10 protein-coding genes and 10 tRNA genes are annotated in these 13,513 nt (G+C 59.5%); 19 read left to right on the forward strand and 1 reads right to left on the reverse strand.

The window, feature by feature from the left end; genetic code table 11:
- The first annotated feature begins 150 nt into the window (after positions 1-150).
- The 16 genes from U1A53_RS20620 to U1A53_RS20695 all read left to right on the forward strand — a co-directional run bounded on the left by U1A53_RS20620 (position 151) and on the right by U1A53_RS20695 (position 8,887).
- Positions 151-224, forward strand: a tRNA-Gly gene (locus U1A53_RS20620).
- A gap of 9 nt (positions 225-233) precedes the next feature.
- Positions 234-309, forward strand: a tRNA-Thr gene (locus U1A53_RS20625).
- A gap of 256 nt (positions 310-565) precedes the next feature.
- Positions 566-640, forward strand: a tRNA-Ile gene (locus tag U1A53_RS20630).
- A 9-nt stretch (positions 641-649) separates the two neighbouring features.
- A tRNA-Gln gene (locus tag U1A53_RS20635) sits at positions 650-725 on the forward strand.
- Positions 726-732: 7 nt separating this feature from the next.
- Positions 733-808 (forward strand) — tRNA-Leu (locus U1A53_RS20640).
- Between the two features lie 14 nt (positions 809-822).
- Positions 823-895 (forward strand) — tRNA-Leu (locus U1A53_RS20645).
- 10 nt (positions 896-905) lie between these two features.
- Positions 906-981 (forward strand) — tRNA-Leu (locus tag U1A53_RS20650).
- A 9-nt stretch (positions 982-990) separates the two neighbouring features.
- A tRNA-Arg gene (locus tag U1A53_RS20655) sits at positions 991-1,131 on the forward strand.
- A gap of 254 nt (positions 1,132-1,385) precedes the next feature.
- Positions 1,386-1,461: transfer RNA gene (locus U1A53_RS20660), tRNA-Leu, on the forward strand.
- Positions 1,462-1,976: 515 nt separating this feature from the next.
- Positions 1,977-2,789: a hypothetical protein gene (locus U1A53_RS20665; RefSeq protein ID WP_322283749.1), complete on the forward strand. Its 813-nt coding sequence runs from the start codon at positions 1,977-1,979 to the stop codon at positions 2,787-2,789.
- A gap of 373 nt (positions 2,790-3,162) precedes the next feature.
- A tRNA-Ser gene (locus U1A53_RS20670) sits at positions 3,163-3,230 on the forward strand.
- Positions 3,231-3,457: 227 nt separating this feature from the next.
- Positions 3,458-4,885: a TROVE domain-containing protein gene (locus tag U1A53_RS20675; protein ID WP_322283750.1), complete on the forward strand. Its 1,428-nt coding sequence runs from the start codon at positions 3,458-3,460 to the stop codon at positions 4,883-4,885.
- Positions 4,886-4,963: 78 nt separating this feature from the next.
- Complete coding sequence (locus tag U1A53_RS20680; protein ID WP_322283751.1) at positions 4,964-5,743, forward strand: nucleotidyltransferase domain-containing protein; 780 nt, start codon at positions 4,964-4,966, stop codon at positions 5,741-5,743.
- A 160-nt stretch (positions 5,744-5,903) separates the two neighbouring features.
- Positions 5,904-7,322 (forward strand): RtcB family protein, encoded by a 1,419-nt coding sequence (locus U1A53_RS20685; protein ID WP_322283752.1) that lies wholly within the window; start codon positions 5,904-5,906, stop codon positions 7,320-7,322.
- A gap of 141 nt (positions 7,323-7,463) precedes the next feature.
- Positions 7,464-8,045, forward strand: a complete 582-nt coding sequence (locus tag U1A53_RS20690) for an HNH endonuclease (protein ID WP_322283753.1) — start codon at positions 7,464-7,466, stop codon at positions 8,043-8,045.
- 236 nt (positions 8,046-8,281) lie between these two features.
- Positions 8,282-8,887, forward strand: coding sequence for an HNH endonuclease (locus U1A53_RS20695; RefSeq protein WP_322283754.1), 606 nt, complete (start codon positions 8,282-8,284; stop codon positions 8,885-8,887).
- A gap of 68 nt (positions 8,888-8,955) precedes the next feature.
- On the opposite strand, the gene U1A53_RS20700 is transcribed toward U1A53_RS20695, so the two are convergent.
- The gene (locus tag U1A53_RS20700; protein ID WP_322283755.1) at positions 8,956-9,873 is read right to left on the reverse strand and encodes a sugar phosphate isomerase/epimerase family protein; all 918 of its coding nucleotides are present in this window, start codon (positions 9,871-9,873) and stop codon (positions 8,956-8,958) included.
- A gap of 104 nt (positions 9,874-9,977) precedes the next feature.
- Here U1A53_RS20700 and U1A53_RS20705 point away from each other — a divergent pair, with 104 nt between their 5' ends.
- The 3 genes from U1A53_RS20705 (at position 9,978) to U1A53_RS20715 (ending at position 13,496) form a co-directional block, all read left to right on the forward strand.
- The gene (locus U1A53_RS20705) at positions 9,978-11,228 is read left to right on the forward strand and encodes a glycosyltransferase family 39 protein (RefSeq protein ID WP_322283756.1); all 1,251 of its coding nucleotides are present in this window, start codon (positions 9,978-9,980) and stop codon (positions 11,226-11,228) included.
- Between the two features lie 113 nt (positions 11,229-11,341).
- Positions 11,342-12,517 (forward strand): UDP-N-acetylglucosamine 2-epimerase (non-hydrolyzing), encoded by a 1,176-nt coding sequence (gene wecB / locus U1A53_RS20710; RefSeq protein ID WP_322283757.1) that lies wholly within the window; start codon positions 11,342-11,344, stop codon positions 12,515-12,517.
- Between the two features lie 22 nt (positions 12,518-12,539).
- Positions 12,540-13,496, forward strand: coding sequence for a polysaccharide deacetylase family protein (locus tag U1A53_RS20715; RefSeq protein ID WP_322283758.1), 957 nt, complete (start codon positions 12,540-12,542; stop codon positions 13,494-13,496).
- Positions 13,497-13,513 lie beyond the last annotated feature (17 nt).

The following is a 13,513-nucleotide window of genomic DNA, read 5'->3' on the forward strand; positions in this document are numbered from 1 at the left end:
AGCTCCCGAAGTGTAAGAGTTATGCATACCGCCGTGCGAAGGCGGAGGGTCGAGGTGCAGCGCTGTGCGCGATAACGCACGATCATGCGGTGCGGAGCAGAAGATGCACAGCGGCAGGAGCCGCAACTCCTCGCGGGAGCACCACTTCATGCGGTCATCGTCCAGCAGCAGGACACGGCTATGCCAAGGCCGGAACGCCGGTGCGACTCCGGCTGACCGCACCATTTTCAAATTCCTCCGTGGCCGACACAGCAAGGCACCTGTCTCGTAAACAGGATCATGTGGGCGCGAACCCCACCGGAGGATCCATTTCAACACTCCCTTCATAGTGTAACAGCAGCATTCTTCGTTGTGAACGAAGCGGCGCCGGGGCAGAACCGGCTGAGGGAACCATTTCAAGCGTGCGCACGGCGAAGTCGTCGAGCCAGTGGTTTGCAAGTCCATGCAACCCGGTGCGAGTCCGGGGCGCACGTCCACTTTTCATCGGATACGAGAGAGCCAGCAGCACTCGCTTGCCTTGGAAGCAAGAGTAGCCCGGGGCAGCACCGGGGTATCCGACCATTTTTGGTCCGTAGCTCAACAGCAGAGCACCAGGCTCATAACCTGAAGGGTGCTGGTGCAACTCCAGCCGGACCGACCATTTCAAAACAGCCTTGTAGCTCAATAGTGAGAGCATCCGCCTTTGAAGCGGAGGGTTGGTGGTGCAAATCCACCCGAGGCTGCCAGTTTCATGCCCGCGTAGTCCAACAGCAGAGACAACCGTCTCAGAAGCGGTCGAGTGCAGGTGCAACTCCTGCCGTGGGCACCATTTCATCAAACAATGCTCTCGTAGCCCAACGCAGAGGCCGTCGCTTTAAACCCGGCGTCAGTGTGAGTGCGAGCCTCACCGGGAGCACGCACTTCAAGCCTGTGTAGTCCAATAGCAGAGACAGCCGCCTCAAAACCGGCTCAGTGTGAGTGCAACTCTCGCCGCAGGCACCATTTCAACATGCTCCCGTAGCTCAATCATAGAGCACCGCGCTTCGAACGCGGAGGTTGAGGGTGAGCGCCGTGCGCGATAGCGCACATTCACGAGGTGCGGAGCAGAAGATGCACGGCCGCAGGAGCGGCAAATTCCTTCCGGGAGTGCCATTTCAAGGAGTGACGGCATCTTGCCGTCAGGCTGATGGCTAGAAGCCATCACTCCTTGCTCCAAAGGAACGTCAACCGGACCAGCGAACCGGGACTCGGTGCTAACGAGATCGTGCCGCCACCGCGCGGCATGAGGAGCATGTCCTCGGCGTTCCGCCATTTTCACAAGCCCACGAATGCAAAGTCGTCGCGCAACAGGTCCTTCAAATCTGTCCTAGCGGGTGCGAGTCCCGCCGTGGGTGCCATTTTTCAAAGCTCATGTAGCCCAACAGCAGAGGCACGACGTCGAGAGCGTCGCCAGTGCGGGTGCGATTCCTGCCGTGAGCACCATTTCGGTCCAAAGCTTAGATAGCGAAGCAGCCGGCTTTTAACCGGCATAGCAGGGTGCATGTCCCTGTGGACCGACCATTTTCGCCCGTTGGTGAAACAGTATCACGTCTGGCCTACACCCAGAAATCGAGGGAGCAGCACCTTCACGGGCGACCAAAAGCTTTGCGGCAGCGAGATCGGAGTTACTTCGTAGCTCATTAGTAGAGCGCTTGTTTTGCACAAGTGGCAGCGGGTGCGAGCGCTGTGCGCGTCAGCGCACAATCTTGTGGTGCGGAGCAGAAACTGCACAGCCGCAGGAGCGGCAGTCCCGCCAATGCGACCGGGAAACCGGGAGCATGTTCTCCGGTCACCTTTCTCCGCATTCTTTTTTAACCACAACCCAATCCTATGAAAACGCATACCAGCTAGCCCGCGCATCTTCCCGCTGGCGTCACCTTGTTTGGAAGATCGCTGCCACATCCGTCCAGCGTGCCCGTGAGGGCAGAAAGCACGGATGATGTTTCGATCATTCCTATATGAAACTCGAACATCTCGAACGCGCGTTTGAATCCATCGGTGCGCGGCTTCGTGTGGAGGCTCCGGCTCGACGCTGGGGTACCAACACGGGTTACTCGCTCGATATCGGTCATGACCGCCATGGGCAGTTCTTTGCCCTGCGCGGAAATGATGCCAGCCTCGCTGCGGTGGAGTTCTCTCTGTTGAACAAACAGAAGGACGACCGTCACCTGCTTCTCCTCGTGAAAAACGAGGATGGCAGCCGCAAGGATCGTTTCCTCTGCGGTCACGACGAGCGTGAATGGTTTGTTGCCGCCGTCCCAAGCACTGCATCCACCGTGGTGCAGGCCAAGGAGGCGCTCAAACCTGCTCCCGTTCGTCAGGCGCAGGCTCGCAAGAGCCTGAATGCCCGGCAGGCCAACACCCGCCACAATGCGGCCTTCCGTCGCCAGGGAGAATGGTTCTTCGTGCCCGTGGACAAACCACTGGTCGTCGATTCCAAGCTCATCCTGCGCTGGGAGCCGATCTCTCGCGGAGGCGGCAGCAAGCCGCATCTCGTCGAGCAGATCTACCGCACGGGCGGCGAGGTCGTCTATGTCAGCCCAAAGCATCCCGGGGGTGTGACGGAAGCGCAGTACAAAAAAATGCTCCGTAACAATCCCGAGGCCAAGCGGTGGTCCTGGCATCAGATGCGTCGCAATCCGGGCGTGTATGCACGCGGTTCGGTGCGTCATCCAGACCACGCCACCATCGTGCTTCACGACTGGTGCCATGTGCTGATGAACGAGGAGCATCGTGCTCCTTCGCGCCGCAACCTGGCCTTCCTCGATTGATTCAAGCCAACGCGTTCACCCACTCGCGCGTACGGCATGCCTTTGGTGTGCCGCACGCGTCTTTCCATTTTCTTTCTGAGGCAGCGAGGCCGGGGATACTTCGGAAACCATGGGTTCAAATCCCATCATCCTGGCAACAGGATGAAGCCCCGACCGACTTCCTCCTCAGATTCCATTTTCCAAATCCTTTCGCGGCAGTGAAGACAGGATTTCTTCGCATCCAAACGACACCAAACTGAAACGCGGTGCCCATGAGTTGGGGTTCGGCGCAAGCCGGACTCGGGTTCGATTCCCGGCTCCTCAGTTAGAGCCTGTCTGCTTTTCTCCGCGATTCCTTTCATCCGCAGGCGCATTCAACCCGTGGTTCTCTTTTGGGGCAGTGAGATTGGAGTTACTTCGCTCTTAACGAAAAGGTCGCCGGTTCGAATCCGGCTTGGTCCTCGGACCAATAGCTCAGCGGTAGAGCATTTTGCAGCGACCGACAGAAATGCCGGTCCTGCTTTCTCCGGTCACTTTTCTCCCCAAATCCCTTTCCGAAAACGACAACACTCATGCGGCAGCGATGCCGGGGGTTACTTCGGGATCTGACACGGTCCACAAGACCATCAGAGGCTCATCACGAGCCGTTTCCCTGGCAAACTTCCTCCGCATTCCACCCAACCAACATCATGAAATTCAACATCCTCAAGAAACGTCCTCGCGCCGACACGCTCAACCTCGCGGGTGGCGAGGCGTTCACCGAGACGCCGAAACTCGAGCTCGCCTCGATCATGCTCACGTCGATGCTCAAAGATGAGTTCTACCGCACGGCCGATGCCACCGCGCAACGCCTGCGCGAACTCATCACCGCGCAGAACGACAAGCGTTTCGTCGCCAAGGCCGCTCTGTATGCCCGCAAAGAAGCCGGCATGCGCAGCGTGAGCCACCTCACGGCCGCTGAACTGGCGAAAAGCGTGAAGGGCGAGGCGTGGACGGCGCGGTTTTACGATCGTGTCGTGCATCGTCCCGATGACGCCATCGAGATTCTCGCGTGCTACCGTGGTGCGCATGGCAAAACGATTCCGAACTCGCTCAAAAAAGGCCTCGGCCGCGCCCTCGCGCGTTTCGACGAGTATCAGCTCGCGAAATACCGCAAGGATCGCGCCGACCTCTCGCTGGTCGATGTCGTGAACCTCGTTCACCCGCCTGCCACGGAAGCGCTTGGCAAACTCGTCAAAGGCACGCTCGCACCGGCTCAAACGTGGGAAACCAAACTCACGCAGGCCGGTGCTGCGGCGCAGAGCGAGGATGAACTGGCCGGTCTCAAACGCGAGGCATGGTCGGAACTCATCCGCATGCGCAAGCTCGGCTACTTCGCCCTGCTGCGAAACCTGCGCAACGTGCTCGAATCCGCTCCGGAGGCCGTGAACGACGCCCTGGCGATGCTGCGCGATGAAAAACTCATCCGCAAATCGCTCGTGTTGCCATTCCGCTTCCAGACGGCGCTCGATGCCGTGCAGGCGAGTCATCTGCCACGTGCCGCCGATGCGCTCGCGGCCCTCAGTGATGCCGTGGACAGCTCGCTCGCGAACGTGCCATCCTTCCCAGGCCGCACGCTTGTCGCGCTTGATGGTTCCGGCTCCATGGTGGGTCGTCCGCTGCAAATCGGCTCGCTGTTTGCCGCCACGCTGCTCAAGGCGAACGACGCGGATGTCATTCTGTTCAGCGACGGCGCGAAATACGTCACGCTGAACAAGCGCGACAGCACGCTGTCGCTGGCGCAGTGGCTGCAAGGCCAGGCGCAGTCCGCCGGCACCAACTTCCACTCCATCTTTCAGTGCGCAGACCGGGCGTATGACCGTGTCATCATCCTCTCTGACATGCAGGGCTGGGTGGGACACCAGGCGCCCGTGGACACGTTCCGCCACTGGAAACAGCGCCACCGTTGCGATCCGAAAGTGTTCAGCTTCGACCTGAACGGTTACGGTTCCCTGCAGTTCCCAGAGCGCCAGGTTTGCTGCCTGGCTGGTTTCAGCGACAAAACGCTCGAAACCCTGAAACTGCTCGACACCGACCCAGGCGCACTGATCCGCGTGATCGAGGCTGTGGAGCTTTAGCGGAACTCAACTCACATGGCCCGCCGTCCATCATGGGCGGCGGGCTTTCTTTTACCATTGATAGAAAGGAGGTTCTCCATGCAAAACAACGAAGTATTCCAGCGCGTCCGCAACGCGCTCGCTCGTCTCGAAACCGAGCGGAACGTGCGCGTGCTCTACGCGTGTGAAAGCGGCAGCCGTGCGTGGGGATTCGCCTCACATGACAGTGATTACGACGTCCGGTTTCTTTATGTTCATCCAAGTGATTGGTATCTCTCAGTCGAAGATCGTCGAGACGTGATCGAGGAACCACTGACCGATGAACTGGATGTCAGCGGCTGGGAACTGCGCAAGGCGTTGCGACTGCTCCGCAAGAGCAATCCTCCGCTGCTCGAATGGCTGAAGTCGCCCGTTGTGTATCAGCACGACACTGTCTTCACCCGCGAGTTCGGTGAGCTCTCGGAGAGGTTCTATTCGCCTCGGCGATGCTTTGCGCACTACTTGCACATGGCGGCGGGCAACTGGCGTCATTACCTCGAAGGTCGCGAGCAGGTCAGCCTGAAGAAGTATCTCTACGTCTTCCGGCCTCTGCTCGCTTGCCGATGGATCGAGCGTTCGCTCGGTCAGGTGCCAATGCTCTTCAATGAGCTGGTCGAAAGTGTGCTCGAAGAACGCGAACCTCGCGACGCGCTCAACGCACTCGTGGCGCACAAGCAAGCTGGTGATGAACTCTCCGTCGCACCACCTGATGAAGCGCTTTCGCGCTTCGTTGTGCAGGAACTGCAGCGTCTGGAGGCTCTCAATGAGCCTGAGGATGTTGCAGGTGACGTGAGTGCCTTGAACAGCTTCTTCCGCCGCTATGCGCTGAACGGCGTCTAGTCGCCCGATTGCAAAATTGGCAGCTTGGAAGGGCCACAAACCCTTCCAAGCTGTATTCCGCGACCACACAAGAACGAACACTGCTGTCGGGAACCTCGTGCCCATTTCCAATCCTCCATTTTTTCATCACTCCCGTTCTCCAAATCCAATCTCCATTCCCATGAAAACTCAAGATCTCATCCGCCTCGGCGTGCCTCAGGGCGCGGCGCTCAAGTCTGGCATGGAATTCATCGCGAATTTCATCCGCCAGGGTGGTGAACCTGCGCGCCTCGAAGAAGAACTCGGCGCGATCATCGCCAAACCGGAATCGTTTCTCGGCGATCCGCTGCGCGAGGCGTTCGCGCGCGATCTTTATGCGCCTGCCTACAAGCAGCGCGATGTGCTCGCGCCTTGGGCGCAGTGGGGTTCGGGTCTTGATGCGGCTGCGGTGCAGCAGATGGCGAACGCGTGTGCGCTGCCGGTTGCGGTGGCGGGTGCGCTCATGCCGGATGCGCATGTCGGCTACGGACTGCCAATCGGCGGTGTGCTGGCCACGGAAAACTGCGTGATCCCTTACGCGGTCGGTGTGGACATCGCGTGCCGCATGCGTCTCACGGTTTACGACCGCAAGGCGAGCACCATCGCGGGCCAGAAGGACCGTCTCGCGAACATCCTGGAGGATGAAACGCGCTTTGGCATCGGTTCCACGTTCAAAGACCGTCGCAATCACGACGTGATGGACGAGGACTGGGATGTCTCGCCGATCACGCGACGTCACAAGGACAAGGCGTGGTCGCAGCTCGGGACGAGCGGCTCGGGTAACCACTTTGTGGAGTTCGGTTCGTTCACTGTGTCTGCTGAAGAGGCCGTCGCGCTGAAGGAATCCGGTTTCGACATCAATGCGGGCGAGTACATCGCGCTGCTCTCGCACAGCGGTTCGCGCGGTGCAGGTGCGCAGGTGTGCCAGCATTACAGCCGCATCGCGATGGACCGCCGTTACGATCTGCCGAAGGAGCTGAAGCACCTCGCGTGGCTCACCTTTGAGGAAGAAGCCGGTCAGGAATACTGGGCGGCGATGAACCTCATGGGCCGCTACGCTGCGGCGAATCACGCGCTCATCCACAAGCACATCGCGAAGAAAGTCGGCGCGCATGTCATGCTCGACATCGAGAACCATCACAACTTTGCCTGGAAGGAAACACACGTCGTGAACGGCGCGGAGCGCGAGGTCATCGTGCATCGCAAAGGCGCGACGCCGGCCGGCGAAGGTGTGCTTGGGGTGATCCCCGGCTCGATGGCGACGCCAGGCTATGTGGTGCGCGGCAAGGGGAAACCCGAGTCGCTCCACAGCGCCTCGCACGGTGCGGGCCGCGTGATGAGCCGCTCGAAGGCGAAGGAGAGCTTCACCTGGAGCGCGGTGAAGAAGCAGCTCGCCGCCGCCGGTGTGGAACTCCTCAGCGCAGGCATCGACGAGGTGCCTGGCGTTTACAAAGACATCCACGGCGTCATGGCCGCGCAAACCGACCTCGTCGAAGTCCTCGGCAAGTTCCAGCCCCGCATCGTGAAGATGTGCCCGGCGGGCGAGCAGGCGGAGGACTGAAGAACGAACACCGCAGCATGGAGCGCGAGTGTGTCGCAGACCACTCGCCTCTTTTGCGGCCCAGCGATCACGAATCATCACTCAAGTGGCGAGTAGGCTTTGCCATACTCGCGCTCCGATAAATCGAACACAGAACCACTCATGAACGACATCCTCACCAAATCCACCGTTCTCGTGCTCAACCGCAACTGGCAGGCCATCGGCGTCAAAACGCCCATGGAAGCCTTCAGCATGATCGCGAGCGGCGCAGCCACCGCGCTCGACATCGAAACAGGCGGACACATTCGTCCTGTGACATGGACGGAATGGCTGACGCTGCCCGTGCGCGAAGGCGACAACGTGATCGGCACCGTGAAAGGGCCGGTGCGCGTGCCATCCGTGCTCGTGCTCGCCAAATTCGACAAGGTGCCCAAAAAGCGCCCGAAATTCGGCGTGCGCGGCATCTGGGAACGTGATGGTGGCGTGTGCCAGTACACGGGCCGCAAGCTGCGCCCGCACGAAGGCAACATCGACCACGTCGTGCCGCTTTCGCGTGGCGGACCCACGTCGTGGGACAACTGCGTCCTCGCGGACAAGCGCATCAACAGCCGCAAAGGCTCCAAACTGCCTGAAGAGGCCGGTTTGAAGCTGCTGCGCCGTCCTGCGGTGCCGCGTGAGCTACCCGTGACGCTCCTGATCCGCAACACGCATCAAATGCGCGACTGGGAGATGTTCCTTTCGTAAGCCGGGTCTTACTCTTCCTCCTACTCCTCCTCCCTTCGAGGAGCGCCATACCCCCGATTCAGGGAGGACGAGGAGGAGTAAGAGGCGGAGGAGGATTTCATGCAGTCGCGTCTGGCGAAACAATCTTGCCACTTGGCAAATCGCCAGGACTCGCCAGCATAAGCGTCCAACGTCAAGGACGCACACCGCCGGGTGGGATGTCCTTCGTGCCGAAATTCCAACCTTAGGAGCTGTGCATGAATGAAGTGTTGACCAAAACGACCGTACTGGTGCTGAACCGGCACTGGCAGGCCATCGACTCGAAAACGCCCATCGAGGCTTTCAGCATGATGGCCGCAGGCAATGCCACGGCGCTGGACATTCTGGGCACTGGTGACATGCGACCCGTCACCTGGGAGGGCTGGCTGGAACTGGAAGTGCGTGATGGCGACAACCGCATAGGCACAGTGCATGGCCCGGTGCGGGTGCCTTCGGTGCTGGTGCTGGCCCGCTTCGACAAGGTGCCGAAGCGCCGCCCGAAATTCTGCGCGAAGGCAATCTGGGAACGTGATGGCGGTGTGTGTCAGTACACGGGTCGCAAGCTCAAGCCGAACGAAGGCAATATTGATCACATTGTGCCGGTGTCACGCGGTGGAGCGAGCAACTGGGAGAACTGCGTGCTGGCGGATCGCAAAATTAACAGCCGCAAAGGCAACAAGCTGCCCGAAGAGGCCGGTTTGAAGCTGTTGCGTCGTCCGGCGGTGCCGCGTGAGGTGCCGGTGACGCATCTCATCAAGAATCATCACAAGGTGCGTGATTGGGAGATGTTTCTGTCCGGCGGAACGGGTGTGTTTGAGGTTTGAACAAGGAGAGGGGCCATCCTGGCCCCTTTTTTCCATACAGGGATCAGGATGATCCCTCTCCTTGGGCATCATCCCAGTTTCGCGCCCACACGCTTCAACATCGCTTCCAGCATGCGGCCGTACTTGATGTAGCTGTCGTACTGCTCTTTCGCTTTCTGTTCGGGAGAGAGGTCGTCCGCGGCACCCGCGCCGTGGAAAACGACGGCGACATGCGGTTCGATGCTGATGTAGCCTTCGTAACCGGTCTCAACGAGATCCTGCATGATGCGCTCGGTCTGGCCTTCGCCTTCACCGGGGAAGGTATAGACAGCGTCATTCTTCGCCTTGTCCCAGATGCCGTCTTTGACGTGGACGTGGGCCATGAAGGGTTTCACGGCTTGATACATCTCCCACGAGTCCTGCTTGTGGCCGGGCTTGTCGCGGTCGTCGATGAAGACGGGGTTGCCGGTGTCAAAGACCCACTTCATGCCGGGCACGGCCTCGGCCATGCGTTTCACATAGGTCGGGCTCATGCCGCCCCAGTTCATGCAGTTTTCGTGAACGACGGTGAGGCCGGCGTCGGCGAAGCGTTTGTTCACTTCATTCATGCGCTTGATGCGCTCGGGAGCGAACTGCTCCTCCAGATCCTTGCCGCTTTCGTCTTTGCACACGGCGTAGCTCATCACGCGGATGAGTTTGGCTCCCAGACGCTGCATGCGCGGGATGGCGCGGCTGATTTCCGCTTCGGTGATGCTGAAGTCGTCGGTGATTTTTTTGGCCCAGTTGCCAATGAGCGAACCGAAGCCGCTGATCTTCATGTTTTTCTCGGCCAGACGTGCCACGACTTTGTCGAACACGTCGTCGGGGATTTCATGCAGGTTGCCCTTCACGCCGTCGATTTCGACGCCACGTGATTCGATGCTGTCCCAGCCGAGTTCCTGGTGGGCCTGGATTTGCACATCAAGGGATGCGCCTGCTTCGTCTGCGATGCCGGTGAGTTTGATCATGGTTGGGGAAGGGGATTGGGTGGAGTGATGGATTAGTGGATGGTTGGAGAAGTGTTGCAAGGTTCGGCTTTGACAAAACACCTGCTGCCAGCGGACGGTACCGGATGCTTGAAGCGAAAACCACCACCCGACGCCTCGAATTCCTGCTGCTGGGCGGCACGCTGCTGTTTTACATCGCCGTCACGCTGTTGTCGCATCGCCCCGATCTGATCTGGGATGAGGGGCGTTACCTGTGGTTCGCGAAAAACCTCACGCAGGGCAGCTACATCACGCCGGAAAAGCCGGATCTCATCAATGGACCGGGCTATCCGCTCGTACTCGCCGGTCTGCTGATGGTGAAGACACCGCTGCTGGGTTTGCGGATGTTCAATGCCGTGTTCATGGCGCTGGCGGCATGGTTCAGTTTCCGTTCAGTGCTGCCCTATGCGGGAAAACGCTGGGCATTGGGCGTGGCGTTGGTCACGGCGTTGCATCCGAGTCTCGTGCGCACCGCACCATTTCTCATGACCGAGGCACTGGCGGTGTGCTGCATCGCCGGTTTTGCCTGGGCCTTCACGGCGGCTTTGCGGGCGGAGAAATGGAACTGGCTCGTGATTCTGGCCGCCGCATTCGCCCTGGCGTGGTTAACGTTGTCCCGCGTGTTCTTTGGCAATGTCATCATGGCGTCCATGGGCTTCCTCGTGCTGTTCCTGCCGTTTTGGAAAAGTCAGCGCACGGCATTGCTACGCGCTTTTGCCGTTCTGGCGCTGGCTTTCGCCATGTGCGCGCCGTGGCTGGCCTACACGAAAGCGAAGACCGGCGACACGCTCTGCTGGTCCACGAACGGCGGCGAGTTGCTCTACTGGGCCACCAGCACGCATGAGGGCGAAAACGGCCACTGGTTTTCCGAGGAGGATGCGCAGAACAAACCCGAACTCGTCGCCAACGGTCATCGCGACTTTTACAAAGCCAACTATTACCTGCCGGTGAAAGAACGTGAGGCCGCGTTGAAGAAGAAGGCGCTCGAAAACATCCGCGCCAACCCTAAAGGCGTGCTTAAAAACTGGCTGTGCAACTGGGGCCGCCTCATCTTCGGCTTTCCGCGTTCCTACCAGGCTGAGGAACTGATCATGCTTGTGCTCGTCGCCGTGAACGGCCCCCTGCTGCTCGTCGTGCTGGTGGCTGTGTTTGGCGGCTTAAAAAACTGGCACAGGATTCCTCCTGAACTCCTGTTGTTGACCCTCATGCTGTTTATCTACCTGGGCGGCACCAGCCTGCTCCCAGGATTGCCACGTTACACAGTGGTTGTCTGGCCGTGGATCGGGCTGGGTATGGCAGCGGTTTTGGCGCGTCATTTGAGATTGCGTTTGGAGTAGAACCTAGACCAGTAAATCTCAAAAATGAGAGGGTGAGCAAAAATGGAGTGCATTTGAGATAATTATCATAATTTGTCCTTGCCTGTGATAAATCTCGGTTTATCATAGTAATTATGAAATTAGTCGCTCAATCCGACTCCAAGCCCTCTAAAGTGCTCGTCTGCCTCGGCACACGTCCGGAACTCATCAAATTTGCGCCGATGATCAAGGCGCTGGAAAACCGGGGTATTGATCTCGTTACAGTAAACACCGGTCAGCACACGGATCTGCTCCAGCCGTTGTTCGAGCTGTTTGGCATCCGTCCGCAGCACAATCTGGAGTCGATGGTGGCCGGGCAGAGTCTGAACGCACTTGGCAGTCGGCTGCTGGAGCGGCTGGATCCTGTTTTGGAGGCGGAAAAGCCCGATCTGGTTCTCGTCCAAGGTGACACCTCCTCCGCCGTCATGGGTTCCATGGCCGCCTTCAACCGCCGTATTCCGGTGGGGCATCTGGAGGCCGGTCTGCGCTCAGGCAATCCGCTCAGTCCTTTCCCAGAGGAGATGAATCGTCGGCTGGTCGGCCAGATCGCTGCGTATCACTTCGCCGCCACGGAGCGCAATCGCCGCACGCTGCTGGATGAGGGCGTCGTCGCCGATTCGATCCATCTCGTGGGCAACACTGTTGTCGATGCATTGCGGCACACTTTGAAAACAACGCGCCCCGGCAAGGCGGTGGAACTGATGCAGCAGTGGGCGGCTGGTAAGCGCCTGGTGCTCGTGACCACGCACCGCCGCGAGAACTTCGGCGAGACGATGAACCAGCACCTGCGGGCGCTGCGTGAGTTCATCGAGAGCGAGCCGGATCTCTGCATGATTTTCCCGGTGCATCCGAATCCAAACGTACGCGCCGCCGTCGCCGCCGAACTGGAGCACCATCCGCGCATCCGCCTGACCGACCCGATGGGCTACTGCGACTTTGTACATCTGCTGTCACAAGCATGGCTCATCGTTTCCGATTCCGGCGGCATTCAGGAAGAAGCCACGGCGCTCGGCAAGCCGATGATCGTGCTGCGCGAAAACACCGAGCGCCCCGAAGCTGTGGAGTGCGGTGTGGCACGTCTGGTTGGCGAATCCCCCGAACGTTTGCGAGAAATGCTGCGCACCGCCTTGATCGACGAAGTCTGGCATGCCAGCGCGAACCGTTCCCGTGATGTGTTTGGCGACGGCCAGACCGGTGAGCGCATCTGCGACCTCCTTTTCGGAGCCAGAACGGCCAATACCGCCATCGAGTCGATGCGTCTTGCCGCTTGAAGCAATCACCTCTTTTCATTTCATGAAGCCTGCCGCCAGCATCTCGCTCGATCTCGACAATCTCTGGAGCTACCTGAAGACACAGGGCGCTCCGGGCTGGGAGAGCTTTCCGAGCTATCTGGACATGGTCGTGCCACGCATCCTCGACTCGCTCGATCGCTGCGGCCAGCGCATCACCTTCTTCATTGTCGGGCAGGACGCCACAATCGAATCGAACCGTGCCGCGTTGAAAAAAATCGCCGAGGCCGGACACGAGATCGCGAATCATTCGTTCATGCACGAGCCGTGGCTGCATCTCTACAGTCGTGAGCAGTTGCATGAGGAGATCGGCGGTGCGGAAAACGCCATCGCTGCGGTTACTGGCAAGACAACGCGTGGATTTCGCGGCCCAGGCTTCAGTACCTCGCCGCTTGTGCGCGAAGTGCTTGCGGAACGTGGCTATGCCTATGACGCCACCATTTTCCCGAGTGCGCTCGGCCCTGTCTCACGCTTGTTCTTTTTCTTGAATTCCAAGCTCTCCACTGAGGAGAAGGCGCAGCGCAAAGGTCTGTACGGCAAGTTCAGCGACGCCTTCGGCACGCTGCGTCCCTTCGCGTGGGAAAACGGCCTCATCGAGCTGCCTGTGACGACCATGCCGCTGCTGCGACTGCCGATGCACACGACCTATCTGATGTTCCTGGCGCAGCAATCGGAATTCCTCGCGAAGCTCTACTGGAACACCGCTGTCACCCTCTGCCGTGTGCGTGGTGTCGCACCTTCTTTGCTGTTGCATCCCACGGATTTTCTCGATGTGCAGGACGTGCCTGAGATGAGCTTCTTTCCCGGCATGAACGTGCCTGTGGCGAGAAAAATCGCCCTCGTTGAACACACGATCCGCAGCCTTCAGCGGCATTGGCAGCCCGGCACGATGAGCGTTCACGCCGACACCTTTGCCGCTGCGAAAACCATGCCAGCACGTCTTTCCACCCAGACCGCCTAACTCAGACACACCCGCAT

Source organism: Prosthecobacter sp. (assembly GCF_034366625.1).
Classification (GTDB): Bacteria; Verrucomicrobiota; Verrucomicrobiia; order Verrucomicrobiales; family Verrucomicrobiaceae; genus Prosthecobacter.

Excerpts from the sequence above, each read along its gene's own strand:
- U1A53_RS20700 (WP_322283755.1), bottom strand. The coding sequence starts at position 9,873 with ATGATCAAACTCACCGGCATCGCAGACGAAGCAGGCGCATCCCTTGAT.
- U1A53_RS20675 (WP_322283750.1), top strand. The coding sequence starts at position 3,458 with ATGAAATTCAACATCCTCAAGAAACGTCCTCGCGCCGACACGCTCAAC.
- wecB (WP_322283757.1), top strand. The coding sequence starts at position 11,342 with ATGAAATTAGTCGCTCAATCCGACTCCAAGCCCTCTAAAGTGCTCGTC.
- U1A53_RS20680 (WP_322283751.1), top strand. The coding sequence starts at position 4,964 with ATGCAAAACAACGAAGTATTCCAGCGCGTCCGCAACGCGCTCGCTCGT.
- U1A53_RS20665 (WP_322283749.1), top strand. The coding sequence starts at position 1,977 with ATGAAACTCGAACATCTCGAACGCGCGTTTGAATCCATCGGTGCGCGG.
- U1A53_RS20685 (WP_322283752.1), top strand. The coding sequence starts at position 5,904 with ATGAAAACTCAAGATCTCATCCGCCTCGGCGTGCCTCAGGGCGCGGCG.
- U1A53_RS20715 (WP_322283758.1), top strand. The coding sequence starts at position 12,540 with ATGAAGCCTGCCGCCAGCATCTCGCTCGATCTCGACAATCTCTGGAGC.
- U1A53_RS20690 (WP_322283753.1), top strand. The coding sequence starts at position 7,464 with ATGAACGACATCCTCACCAAATCCACCGTTCTCGTGCTCAACCGCAAC.
- U1A53_RS20695 (WP_322283754.1), top strand. The coding sequence starts at position 8,282 with ATGAATGAAGTGTTGACCAAAACGACCGTACTGGTGCTGAACCGGCAC.
- U1A53_RS20705 (WP_322283756.1), top strand. The coding sequence starts at position 9,978 with ATGCTTGAAGCGAAAACCACCACCCGACGCCTCGAATTCCTGCTGCTG.